A 12,067-nucleotide genomic window follows, 5' to 3' on the forward strand; every position below is an offset into this window, starting at 1 on the left:
GGGCACCCGATCCGGGCGTGCGGAATGCGCGAACGTGCGCGCGGGTCACGCGGGGAGGGAGTGGCATACGCGGTCGAGGACTTGGTCGATGCCCAGGTGCGTGGTGTCCAGGTCCAGACGTCGTTCCGGCGGACGGTGTCTGGTGATCCAGGCGCGGGTGTCCAGGTCCCGGATGCTCAGGATGTCGACGTGGACGGGTCGTTCGGGGTGGTCGGCCCACTGGAGTTCGCGGCGTGCGCGGCGCACCCCGACCTCGGCGTCGAGGAAGACGTTCAAGCCGGCGGCTGGTAGCAGGGTGGGGGCGACGTCACGGCCGACGACCACGATGTCCGGGTGCTGCGCGCAAACGCGGGCGTGAAGAGCGCGAATCGCCTCCCGCCACTGCGGGTCCCCCGCCACGCCGCGCAGGTTCGCGGCGGCGGCCGACCCGAACAGGTCCTCGTCGCGCGTGTCCACTCCCCTCCACAGCAGGCGTTGCGGCAGACCCGGCCGCACGACGACGGTCAGGTGTCGCGCGAGGTCGGCGGGCGCCACGCTCTGGGGTATCGCGTGGGCGGCTACCGTGCGATAGGTGGGACCGGTGTCCAGGCCCGGCACGTGGAAGGCGTGGACGAGGGCCAGCATGAGGGTGGTCTTGCCGGCGGCGTTGGGGCCGTCGACGGACACCTGGCCGAGGCTCGACTCCTCGGGCGGGAGGCCACCGGTCGCCGGTAGGAGTGACGCGCGGCGGTCCGTGACAGTGGCGTGCGGCGGCGCCGAGACGGGAGGTTCGTGCGTCCGGGTCGCGATGGCCGCCAGAAGCTCGCCATCGGTCGCCGGGTCGCCGGCGGAGCGGTGGACGCGCGGCGGGGGGTGGACGATCGCCGAGTGGCCGACGCCGGTGCGTCGCCGAGCCGGGGCCGCGTGCGGGATCGACGAGGTGGTGAGGGCTCCCACCACGCGGTGGCGGGTTGCGCCGGTGGACGGGTATGTGGGTGTGGTCGGCGCGGGATGGGTCGGGAGGGTGGTCATGTCCGATCCGTGGTTGTCGGGGGGGCAGGGCGGGGGTTGGCGTGTCGGGGAGGTGGTGGGTGCCGGCGCGTAGGGAGGTTCCTCGCGTGTCGGGGACGGTCGCGGCGGGTGACGGTGGTGGTGCTACGGCCGGATTTCGGCGGGGAGGGTGCGCCGGGGTGCGCACGTGTCGATGTCTGTTTCTGTCCGGGGGGTTGACGGCTGTGGCCGTGCGGTCGTGGCCGTGGGGTGGGTGGGGTGGTCGGCACCGGCCGGTGTGTGGTCGGTGCCGACCAGCCCGCGCACCCCACGCTGCGGCGCGCGGGGCACGGTGCCCACTCGCTGCGCCACGCGCCGCAGTCGCCGGCCTGAGGGGGCCGGTCGATCGCGGGGGCGCGGCGGGTGGGTTTCGGTGATGGGACCGTCGGGGCGAGCGGGCAGTCCCACCGGTGTGTGGAGTCGGTCTCGCGCGTGCCGGCTCGGTGTCAGCGGGTTGGGGGTCGAGGCTGGGGTATGCGGGTGTCGTGGTCGCGGCCCATGCGCGGCCAGGCTCGCGGCCCACGCGTGTCGGATGGCGGCCGTCGGTGTGCTCGTGGGGAGGGGTTCGCCGGGAGCAGGATGGGTGCGGGCGAGGTGTCTGCGGAGTGCACGAGGTGGTCGATGAAAGCGTGGAGCTGTTCGTAGGGCGGGAGTTCGTGGGGTGACAGCACGCGCGCGGCGATCTGGGTGTGGGAGTCGTCGGTGGTGTGGCGGCTGAGTACCAGTGCCACGCGGTGTTGCGTGTCGGCGTGCGCGGGGTCGGTGACGGCCCGCACGAGCCTGGGAAGGCCGCGGTCGGCGGCACCGTGTCGTGGATGGGTGCCCGTGGTGAGTGCGGGGGTGGAGTTCAGGGCTCCCCCGTCGCCCAGTTCGGCGCGGAGGAGTCCGTCGAGGCATACGGCGGCGTCCTCGGCACGGCCGGTCGCCGAGAACAGGTGCAGGCACCATCCTCGGACTGCGCTACCGGCTCGGGGTAACTGGCGTCGCGTGCCGGGGAGTTCACACGGTCCGAGCACGATGGTGGGCCGGACGGAATCGATGGTGGTCACCGGTGGTGCTCCCTGGAAAGGCAAGGGTCGAAGGCAAAGTGGGGGCAGGGTGGGACCGGGCGCGGTCCCGGCTCGGGTGGCGGTGGTCTCAGTGCTCGCAGGGCTTTCCCGGGCGGCCGTGGCCCGGCGCGGTGTTTCCCGGCGGGGACGGTGCGGTGGCGGACTGCGAGGTGTTGGCTGCGGCGATGTCGAGGTAGACGCACACCTGTTCCGGGGTGGGAAGGTGTCGGCGAAGTGGGAGTCCGCAGGGGCAGGTTGTGCGGACGCGGTCGGCGAGGACGGTGTGGGCGGCGATGCGGTAGGCGTCGAACGCGGTCCGTACGACGGCGTCGGTGGCGGCCTCGGGGAACGGTTTCGCCGCCAGGCAGGCGGCGAAGTTGTAGCCGAGCGGGACCGTGGCCGTGGGTGAGGGCGCCCGAACGATATACAGCCCCCGGTCGGTCAGGACGAAACCGTCGAGTCCGGCGGTGGTCAGGGCGAGCGTGCGCGCCGGACGATCCTCGGCGCACGCGTGCTCCAGGCGCGCATCGTCCAGGAGCGTGATGTGGCCGGCGGCGTTTCGTGCCGTGGCGCGGTCGTGGGCTTCGGGGATGCGGGCGTGGGCGTCGGCGTCGAGGCGTCCCAGGGCGACGGCGACGCTGGAGAGCCACACCGGGCCGGGGCGCCGTGGGGTGCCGGGCACGGTCCAGCGCACTCGGGTCGTGATCGCACTCGAGGGGCCGTCCTGGGGTTCCCGGTCGGCGAGGAGCACCGTCGGGTGGAGCCGGGCGAGGGCCTCGAAGTCGGCATCCTGGTCCCAGGCTTCGTCGAAGTCCGTGTCGTGGACACCGGAGACGACGGAGGTGAAGGCGTCGTCGGGGACGTATACGGGCATCGGAAGCTCCGGGTTCGAGGTGAGGCGCGGTCGCCTGCGGTGGCGTGGGCGGGTGACGGCCGTGTCGCCGGTCACCGGTCACCGGTCGCCGGTCACCGGTCACCGGTCGCCGGTCGCCGGTCGCCGGTCGAAGGGAACGTTGCCGTGGCGGCGCGTGGGTCGGGGTGGTGGGTGGGTCGGGGGCGGCGCGGTTCCGCACGGGGTGGTCGGTTCCGCGCCGCCCGTGGGACGCCACACTTTCCGGGCGTCCCACCGGGTGCTCCCCCGCGCGCCGGACCCGTGTTCCCCGCCGGGGTGCGGTCGAGGGCTGGTCGGCGGCGCGGTGAGCCGTTTTCGGGGGTGGTGGGCGCCGGGACGGGTTCCGTCCCGGGTCCTGTCGGCGGAGGAGGCGGCCGGCCGGGTCAGGGGTACGGGTCCTCGGCCGGTCCGGCCGCGATGTCGAGGTAGGCTCGCAACTGTTCGTCGGTGGGAATGTGCTCGTCGGGGAAGCGTCCGCAGGGGCAGCACCGCCGCGCCGTGCATGTCGCGGTGAGCGTCTCGAGGAGGCCCTTGCGGTAGTGCTTTGTCGCGGTCGCCCGGAACACCTCGCGGGACGCGTCGTTCGTACGGGTGTGGCGTGTCGTCTCGAACGCGGCCAGGTTGAAGCCGAGGGGGACGATCCTCGGCAGCGGGGCCAGGGTCAGCCACAGCCCGCGTGTGGTGGCGAGCAGGCCGCGCGCGTCGTGGACCAACGCGAGGGTGAGCGGGGGGCTCCACGTGTCGTAGGCGTTCTTCAGGGTCGCGATCCGGGGGAGGTCCAGGGACCGCTCGAGCCCGCCTCGGATCGCCAGTCCTTCCTTCTCGCGCTCGCCGAGGGTGAACATGTGCGCGTCGGCGTCCAGATGACCCAGTTCCTCGGGCACGCGCTGCCACCAGGTGACGCGGTCGTCGGCGTCGCACATCTCCCCCGGGACGGTACACCGCACGCGTTGGGCCCACTCCCCGCTCGGGGAAGGGAGGAGTTCCCAGTCGGCCAGGCCGACCTCCGGGTGCAGCTCCTGCAAGTCGTTGAGGAGGTCGGTCTGGTCCGAGTCGTCCGTGTAGGAGAGCGCGGCTTCCTCGTCGTCGGGATCTCTCAGGGGCAGGGTGAGCACGCCCTGCGTCAGGATCGTGAACGCGTCCACGGGCTGGTAGCGGGTCATGAGCGGAACTCCGAGGAAGGCGGGAAGGCGCGGGGAAATCGCGCCGTGGGCGCGGGTGGGCCAAGCGGGGGTCACGGCTGTGCTGCCGGGACGTCGACCACCGCCGGGGTGTGTCGATCACGTCGAGGTGGCGTCCCGATCGCGGGTGCCTCGGCGGCGATGTCGGCGTACCGGCTCACCTGATGCGGTTCGGGAGCGTGTTCGGCGGGGGTGCGACCGCAGATGCAGAAGGTTGTGGGGAATCGGTGTGTGAGGGCGTCGAGGAGGGCCGCCGTGTAGTGGGAGACCACAGTCGTTTCGAACGCCTCGTGCTCGTCCTCGCCGGCGAGTCCGGGCAGTGCGGCCAGGTAGGCGCCCAGGTTGTAGCCGACGGGGACGATCGCGAGGGGCGGGAGCGGGAGCCGGCGGAACCAGAGGCCGTGGTCGGTGGCGACCAGAGCGTGGGCGTCGGTGACCAGGCCGAGGGTCAGCGGCGGGCGCCATTCGGCGTGCGATTTCGCGAGTTGCGGGTTCTCGAGCAGCCCGAGGCGGCACACCAGCCGGTCGCGTGCGACGATTCCGTCGGTCTCGTAGGCGCCGAGCGTGTGGATGTGTGCGTCGGCGTCCAGGGCGCCCAGCGTGGCCGGGACGCGTTTCCACCACACCTCGCGGTCGTCGGCCGCGCACTCGACGCCGGGAACCATCCATCGCACGCGGTCGAAGCCGGCCACGTCCGTCCCGGTCGGGAGGTCCCGGTGGGCGAGGCCCACGTCGGGATGCAGACGAGCCATGTACGAGAAGACGTTCGCCATGTCCGCTGCGACGCCGATGGGCAGGATGTCCACGCCGTGGGTGACCGTGGTGCGATCGTCGCCGATTGTGTAGATGGGCACGGGTTGGGCTCCGGAGTCGTCGAAGAGGGGCCGGCCGGGAGGACTCGGCTGAGAGCGGGTGACGCGGTTACGGCCGGTCGCCGCCCGTTCGGCCGCGAGTACGGCGTCGGCCGATCCGGGGAACGCGGCATCGGCGGGGGCGAGCGCGGGTGGGCGGGCCCGAGGGCGTGTCGTCGTGGCCGGCCCACACCACCGTGTGGCCGAGTCGACGGGTCGCGCCGAAGCGGGTACTGGTCGTGGCCACCAGGAACAGGCCTCGCCCGTGCTCGTCGTCGAAGTCGCCCGGATCGGTGTCCGTCGGGATGCGCAGGGGGCCGGGGCCGTTGTCGGCGACGACCACCAGCACTTCACCGGACCTGCGCACCAGCACGCCCACGGCGACGGAGCGGCACGGCGTATGGGCGATCGCGTTGGTGACGAGTTCGCTCACGACCAGCGCGGCCCAGTCGCGCACGTCCTCGCCGGCGCCCCAGGTCTCCAACGTCGTGGTCACGACGTTGCGGGAAGCGCCGACAGCGGAGCAGGCGTTGTCGATGCCGATGCGGATGCGGACATGGAGGAACAGGGCGGGACGGGGTTCGCGAAGACCGGCGCGGGTGCGATGGGGGCGGTATCGGCCCGACACGACGTTTCGCAAGTCCCACGATGTGGTGTTCACGGCTCACCGCTCCGACCGGTGAGCGCGCTCGTGGCCGCGCCGGCTCTCGTCGGCGGCGGACTGTTTCGCCGTGTCGGGCGGGCGAGCCGCGGCACCGGTGGTGCCGCCGTCGTTCGGGATGCGGCGGACGGAGTCCGCGTGGACCACGGTCGCCGAGGTCGCGTCGCACACGACGATCGTTCCCGCCTGGCTGCTGGGCCACGGGTCGCGGTCCGGGCGCAGGCGGACGGTGCGCGGCGGTGTGCCCGCCACGGTGGCCTCGACGAGGTCTCCGACCTTGAACGGCTGTGGGTTCGCCATGGGTTGTGACTTCCTCTCCGTCGCGAAGCCGGTGGGTCGTTCGTCGGATTGCCCGCAGGGTGACGTGTCCGGCTCGTGTCATGGATGCGCGGTCGGCCTGCCGCGCCATCTCGTCGGGGGCGCGTCGTCGTCCGCACCACCACAATGAAACGCACATGTACATTTCGTCAATACCTATTTTTGTACATTTACGTTTCTTGTAGTGGTCGTAGCATGTACTCGCACACCCACCGCCGGGCCCCGACGACGAGACGAGCCGATGACCCAGACCACGCCGTCCCACGAGCCCTCGCTGCTCAAGCGCCGCGTCGGCAACGCCCTGGCCGGGTTCCGCAAGGCCGCGGGCATGACGCAGGCCGAGGCCGGTGAACAGATCGGCAAGGGGCATGTGCAGATCGGCCGGGTCGAGAGCGGCCAGGGCAAGGTCGACATCCCGCTGCTGCGCACGCTCCTGGACGTCTACGGCGTCACCGACAGGGCGACCCGCGACACCCTCGAATCCATGGTGCTCGCGATTCGCACCAAGGGCTGGTGGCACGCCTACCGTTCGTACCTGACCCCCGCGCACGCCGACATCCTCGGCCTGGAGGCCGACGCCGCGTCCATCCGCGTGTGGGACAACGCGCTGTTCCCGGCCGTCCTGCAGACCGAGGCCTACACCCGGGCGGTGTTGGCCGCCGGACACGGCATCCTGCACACCGACCCGGACCGCCTCGACGCGTACGTCACCATCCGCCGCGAACGCCGCCGCATCCTCGACCACGACAACCTCGTCCTGGACGCGATCGTCGGCGAGGCGGCGCTGCGTACCTCGACCGAGCCCGCCACCATGCGCGGGCAACTCGAGCACGTGCTCACCGAATCCGAGAGGGACAACGTCCGCGTACGCGTGGTGCCCACCGGTTCGGGATTCCATCTGGGCCTGGACGGGCCGTTCTCGCTGTTCGAGCTGAACGACGGCGGCCGAATCGTCACCGTGCAGTCGCTGCTGAACATCACCTACCTCGACGGCCCCGACGCCCTGAACGCCTACACCGCCGCGTTCGACCAACTCGGCGAACACGCCCTGAACGAGCGGGACTCGCTCGACCTCGTCCGCGACGTCGCCCGCTCCCTGTGACCCCACCACCACGACACGAACACCACGAGAGGACCGCCCATGGCAGGCACCCCCACCCCGCGGGAATGGATCACCAGCAGCCACAGCGGCCAACAGGACTGCGTCCAGGTCCGAGCGGGTGCACCCGCCGGGGTCGAGGTCCGCGACTCCAAGAGCGGCGAGCACGCCCCCGCGATCGCCGTCGGCCCCGACGCCTGGTGTGATCTCCTGGGACGTCTGGCCCGACGCGGCTGACGGAGCCGGTGGGTGCCCGGGCGCGACACGGGCACCCACCACCGACCCCACGCCGTCCACCGCGCGCCACCGGATCCGCCGTCCGCGAACCGGGACACCTCGCACCCTCACGCCGCAACCCCCATGGCATCGACCTGATCCCCTTGCCCGAGCGAGCACTTCGCGCACGACACCAAGGCTCGATCCTCGCCCCGTCCCCGGGCGCCGCCGGCGGCGACGAGCAGTTCCTGCCGCCGCCGGGCGGGGACGCTCCCGTGACCCGTGCCGGCTTCCGTCCGCACGACGTCGGCCACGGGGAGGAGGCGGGCGTCCAATTGCGCCTTCACCAGGCGGTGGTCCCCGGCCGCGTCCACGACGTCCCCGCACACCACGCGGTAGCTGCCCGGGACGAACGCGGCCGCGAGCAGGGGGCTGAAGAGGATGTGGTCGATGCGCGGGCCCTGCCCGTTGTCGACGTGCGCGTTGACGGTGACCGTGGTGTCGCGGTCGAGGGAGCCGGCGTTGAGGAACCCGCCGTCGGCCAGGACCGCGGTGGCCCGGGTATCGGTGACCCACCTGCGCGCCTGACACCAGCCTCGCCACGCCCGCCTCGGATCCCACGCCCACCACGACCGAACCCCACCGAGCGTGCGGCCGGCGCGGCCGGCTCCCGGCGGGAGGGTCTTGTGGGAGCGTGCGTGCGGTGGCAACAGCGACCACCGCGGACGGAACTCCCGCAGACCGTCGCGGTCGGGCCACACACTGTTGAAGTCGCCGGCGACCAGCGACCAGACGTCCGGGGCCGCCCGGGCGACCAATCGCTGGGCCTCGACCAGTCGGGCGTCGCCGGAGGCGTAGGACCACTGCACCGACCGCACCACCACCGGCTTCGGGAACCCGGGCAATCGCAGGTGCACGTCCCCGTACTGGTCCGCGAACACGGCCGGATCGGATCGGTCGTAGTGCCGCTCGATGCCGATACGCGGCCATCGGACGAAGACGATCGTGTCCAGCGGCCCGCCCGGGTCGGGCGTGCGCAACGCGCGCATCCCCAGGATCCGCTCGGCCGAGAACATCGTGCGTTGCCCCTGGGCGCCGTATCCCCACCCCTCCTGGAAACACAGCACGTCGACGCCCGCCAGCGAAGGTGCCAACGCGTTCAGGGGCCGCAGGTCGTACGTTCCCGTGCGGTGGTCGTATCCGCCGTTCTGATAGTTGAACGTGGCGACGGTGATCGTCGGGTCGACGTCGCCGGCGGGCGAACCACCCGACGGTTGCTCAAGGTTCGTCTCCCGGAGGCGGCCGTCCACCGCCTCGGGCGGCTCCGTCCTGTCGCTGCCGAAACGGCGGGCCTGCCCCTCGCAGACGCAACCCCGGCCGTTCGCACCCCGAGGCGCCGCACCGTCGTTCGGCAGGCCGACAAGGCTCGTCCTCGCGTGGCGCAGGCCGGCAAAGACCGCCGTCCGATTCCACAGCCGGGTGCCGAGCCCGGACCGGACCGGAGCCGCGCCCGCGGCCCCGAACGAGGCCGTCATCGGGCCGCCTCGGGGGTTGCGGGCACGCGGCCCACGCCCGCCAGCTGCCATTTCGTGCACGGTCCGTCCGCCGTGTCCGGGCGCCAGCGTCCGGGGCGGGTCAGGCCCGGGTCGTCGAGTTCGAACCCGTCGAAGAAGTCGCGGATCCCGCTCGCGGAGCGGACCGTCACCTGGGCGGTGGCGTGTGCGTACGCGTTTGTCAGGATGGCGACGTGTTCGGGCTGGGGTCCGTCGTCGGTGACGTGCGAGAACACCAACCGGCTCCCGGGCGCCATCGCGTCGCGGAACGCGGCGACGATCCCGTAGGGGCGCTCGTCGTCGCCCACGAAGTGCAGCACGGCTCCCAGCACTACGGCCACCGGACGTTCCCAGTCGATCAACGCGAGCAGTTCCGGGTTTTCGACGATGGCCTTCGGGCGGCGCACGTCCCCGGGGATCACGGTGGTGCGGTCGTCCGCCAACCGTGCCCGCCAGTGGGCGACCGCCAACGGGTCGTTGTCGACGTAGACCACTCGCGCCTCGGGGAGCACGAAGCGGGCGACGTCGTGGACGGCGTGCCCGAGTGGAATCCCGGCGCCCAGGTCGAGGAACTGATCGATGCCCGCCTCGGCGCAATGACGGACGGCGCGCAGGACGAACTCCCGGTTCTCCGCGGCCGCGTCGTTGATGTCGGGGATGTCCTCCAGCAGGCGCGCGGCGGCCTTGCGGTCGACGCCGTAGTTGTCCTTGCCGTTGAGGTAGGTGTTGTACATGCGTGCCGGTGTCGGCCGCGTGGCGCCCTCGGGGGTCGCATGGGCGTCCGGGTTGTCGTGGTCGGTCATGGCTCCCCTGCCGGAGTCGAGATGTGAAGGTACGGAGACGGCTCGCGGTCGTCGCTGCCCGCGGCGACCCGCGGGCGGACGATCCCCTCCCGCGTTCGGCGAAGTTCGCCCCTGCGGCGCGGAAACGGGCTGTGGTCTTTGCGTCACGGTCACCCGAGCCGGTGCCGGGCCCACCGGCGGGCGGTGTCGGCGAGCGCTCGCGCGTGGGGCCGGGCTCGGGGGGAGCGGGCGATGTACTCCCACATGCCGGCGAGCTTTGCGGCGAACGCGGTGATCACCGGCTCGGGCGCCCGGGCGAACGCGGGGACGTGGATCGCCCACGCCTCGGCGGTCTCGGGAGTGTGACCCTCGTGGATGAGACGCACGACGAGATGGGCGGTGTCGATCCACGCGGCGCCGCGGGCCGACCGCGCCCAGTCGATCACCCGCACCCGCCCGTCCTCGGCGAGCATGTTGCCCTGGTGCAGGTCGGAGTGCACGAGGGTGTCGCCGTCGAGCCAGGCACCGCGTTCGAGCGTGGCGAGGACGTCCAGGTGTTCGCGCGCCCACGGGTCGAGGTCGGCGGGCGACGCGGCGTGCACGGCCGCCCACCCCGGCACCGTGCCCCACCGCTCGGCGAGCGAGTGCCGTGCGGCGGCCGGGCACGGCGTCAGCGCCTCGGCCATCGTGACCACCAGGTCGCCGATCAGGTCCAGGTGGGCGGATGTCGGGGACAGCGACGGATGCCGGCCGGGCACGTACTCGAACACCAGCATCAGCCACCCGTCCTTCGCCACCTCCCACAGCAGCTGCGGGGCGAGCGCCGCAGGCAGGAACGGGGCCACCGCAGCCTCGTTGCGGTGGGTCCACGCGTGCGCACGGTCCACCCGGACGCCCTTGCAGAACACGGTTCCGCCGGCGGCGTGGAGCGTCGCGGAGAACTCCGACGACTTGCCGAACCCGGGAGCGCGGGTCCATAACACGAGGTCGGTGTGGAGTTGGATCTGCTCCCGGACGGACAAGGGCAGTTCGATCCAGGAATGGCGACGGGGCATCGTCGGCGCTTTCTCGATTCGGGCTGGAAGAGGCGACGGAGCGGGAATCCCGACCCGCCACCGGGGGTGCGTGCGTGGGATGTGGAGAGCCGGACGGCGGATCAACGCAGGTGGACGGGGAGGCTGTCCAGGGTGTTGGCGACCAGCGAGGGAACCGGACGCGGCGGGCGCGCGGTGGCGTCGAGGCTGAGGTGGGGGAAGCGGGTGAACAGGGTCCGCAGGCAGATCCGGGCCTGGAGGCGGGCCAGCGGAGCGCCGGGGCAGAAGTGCGGGCCGTGGCCGAAGGACAGCAGGCCCGTGGTGGGTCGGCGGGTGATGTCGAAGCGGTCGGCGCTGTCGCCGTGGACGGTGCGGTCGCGGCCGGCGGCGGTGTAGGAGACGATGACGGCGTCGCCGGCGGGGATGGTCGTGCCGGCCAGGGTCAGCTCGCGGGTGGTGTAGCGCATGAGGAAGTGGCCGACGGGGCTGTTCCAGCGCAGGGTTTCGTCGACGACGTCCGCCCACGGGTCGCTGCCGCCGTCCTGGGGTGTGCGGGTGGCGAGGGCGCGTTGGTCGGTGTGGGTGAGCAGGGCGTGGATCGCGTTGACGAGCAGGCCGGTGGTGGTCTCGTAGCCGGCCGCGATCGCCAGCCACAGCGTGCCGACGAGTTCCTCGCCGGTGAGGTCGCCCCGGTCGTGGTGGGCGATCAGGTCGGTGGTCAGGTCGTCCCCGGGATGGGCCCGGCGCACCGCGACCAGGTCCTCCAGGCGGTGGGTGATGGCCCGTTGGGTGGCGACCACCTCGTCGGGTGCGGCGGTGGAGGTGAAGATGCTCCGGACGAGACGGCTCAGGCCGTCGAGTTCGCCGTCCGGGATGCCCAGGAGGTGTCCGAGGACGGCCAGCGGCAGGGGGCCTGCGAGGTGGGCGCGCAGGTCCACGGGTTGCGGCATGGCGGCGGCCCGGTCCAGGAGCCGGTCGGTGAGGGTGTGGACCCGGGCCTCGAGGGCGGTGACGCGCCGAGGGGTCAGGGCGGTGCGCAACGGGGAGCGCAGGCGCGCGTGTTCGGGTCCGTCGGCGGTGACGGCGTTGTCGACGTGGACCATGCCGATCAGCGGCCAGTCGCCGGGAATGCTGCCCCACAGGTTCCACGCCCGATAGTCCTTGACCACGTGCGGGTGGGTGAGGGTGCGGCGCACGGCGTCGTCGCCCAGGACGACCCAGGCGGGGACGTCGCCGGGGAGCAGGACGGGGGTGACGGGGTCGGGGCCGTGGGCGCGCAGGCGGCGGATCTCGCCGTGGTGGTCGGGTGCGGCCGGGTCCAGGCGTATCGCGGTCGCCGGGTGCGGTGCCCGGGGCGCGGGCTGCACCGGTTCGGGGTGGTGGGTGGTGGGGGTGTCGATGG

The 12,067-nt window shown here is 72.5% G+C and carries 13 protein-coding genes; 2 read left to right on the top strand and 11 right to left on the bottom strand.

Annotation, left to right across the window (positions count from 1 at the left end; all coding sequences use genetic code 11):
• Positions 1–45 precede the first annotated feature (45 nt).
• The 7 genes from ACFXKZ_RS47585 to ACFXKZ_RS47615 form a co-directional block, all read right to left on the bottom strand.
• The gene (locus ACFXKZ_RS47585) at positions 46–1,011 is read right to left on the bottom strand and encodes a (d)CMP kinase (protein ID WP_380012999.1); all 966 of its coding nucleotides are present in this window, start codon (positions 1,009–1,011) and stop codon (positions 46–48) included.
• A gap of 464 nt (positions 1,012–1,475) precedes the next feature.
• A complete protein-coding gene (locus ACFXKZ_RS47590; protein WP_380013002.1) occupies positions 1,476–2,078 on the bottom strand; it encodes a hypothetical protein in 603 nt (200 codons plus the stop codon).
• An 88-nt stretch (positions 2,079–2,166) separates the two neighbouring features.
• Complete coding sequence (locus tag ACFXKZ_RS47595) at positions 2,167–2,952, bottom strand: hypothetical protein (protein WP_380013005.1); 786 nt, start codon at positions 2,950–2,952, stop codon at positions 2,167–2,169.
• A gap of 401 nt (positions 2,953–3,353) precedes the next feature.
• A complete protein-coding gene (locus ACFXKZ_RS47600; protein WP_380013008.1) occupies positions 3,354–4,133 on the bottom strand; it encodes a hypothetical protein in 780 nt (259 codons plus the stop codon).
• 71 nt (positions 4,134–4,204) lie between these two features.
• The gene (locus ACFXKZ_RS47605; protein WP_380013011.1) at positions 4,205–5,005 is read right to left on the bottom strand and encodes a hypothetical protein; all 801 of its coding nucleotides are present in this window, start codon (positions 5,003–5,005) and stop codon (positions 4,205–4,207) included.
• 67 nt (positions 5,006–5,072) lie between these two features.
• Positions 5,073–5,663, bottom strand: coding sequence for an ATP-binding protein (locus tag ACFXKZ_RS47610; RefSeq protein ID WP_380013014.1), 591 nt, complete (start codon positions 5,661–5,663; stop codon positions 5,073–5,075).
• A gap of 3 nt (positions 5,664–5,666) precedes the next feature.
• On the bottom strand, positions 5,667–5,963 hold the full coding sequence (locus ACFXKZ_RS47615) for a hypothetical protein (protein WP_380013017.1): 297 nt from the start codon (positions 5,961–5,963) through the stop codon (positions 5,667–5,669).
• Between the two features lie 259 nt (positions 5,964–6,222).
• On the opposite strand from ACFXKZ_RS47615, the gene ACFXKZ_RS47620 reads away from it, so the two are divergent.
• Together ACFXKZ_RS47620 and ACFXKZ_RS47625 are read left to right on the top strand one after the other, a co-directional pair.
• A complete protein-coding gene (locus tag ACFXKZ_RS47620; RefSeq protein ID WP_380013020.1) occupies positions 6,223–7,083 on the top strand; it encodes a helix-turn-helix domain-containing protein in 861 nt (286 codons plus the stop codon).
• A gap of 39 nt (positions 7,084–7,122) precedes the next feature.
• Entirely contained in the window at positions 7,123–7,317 is a 195-nt protein-coding gene (locus ACFXKZ_RS47625; RefSeq protein ID WP_380013023.1) for a DUF397 domain-containing protein, read from the top strand.
• A 107-nt stretch (positions 7,318–7,424) separates the two neighbouring features.
• Here the strand turns inward: ACFXKZ_RS47625 and ACFXKZ_RS47630 are convergent, their stop codons facing one another.
• From ACFXKZ_RS47630 to ACFXKZ_RS47645, 4 genes are all read right to left on the bottom strand, one after another.
• A complete protein-coding gene (locus ACFXKZ_RS47630; RefSeq protein WP_380013026.1) occupies positions 7,425–8,831 on the bottom strand; it encodes an endonuclease/exonuclease/phosphatase family protein in 1,407 nt (468 codons plus the stop codon).
• Complete coding sequence (locus tag ACFXKZ_RS47635) at positions 8,828–9,652, bottom strand: SAM-dependent methyltransferase (RefSeq protein WP_380013029.1); 825 nt, start codon at positions 9,650–9,652, stop codon at positions 8,828–8,830. Before ACFXKZ_RS47635 ends, ACFXKZ_RS47630 begins: the two co-directional genes overlap by 4 nt.
• 149 nt (positions 9,653–9,801) lie before the next feature.
• Entirely contained in the window at positions 9,802–10,686 is an 885-nt protein-coding gene (locus tag ACFXKZ_RS47640) for a hypothetical protein (RefSeq protein ID WP_380013032.1), read from the bottom strand.
• Positions 10,687–10,787: 101 nt separating this feature from the next.
• Positions 10,788–12,032 (bottom strand): cytochrome P450, encoded by a 1,245-nt coding sequence (locus tag ACFXKZ_RS47645; RefSeq protein WP_380013035.1) that lies wholly within the window; start codon positions 12,030–12,032, stop codon positions 10,788–10,790.
• Positions 12,033–12,067 lie beyond the last annotated feature (35 nt).

Origin of the sequence: Embleya sp. NPDC059237, from assembly GCF_042754105.1 — a bacterium.
GTDB lineage: Bacteria > Actinomycetota > Actinomycetes > Streptomycetales > Streptomycetaceae > Embleya.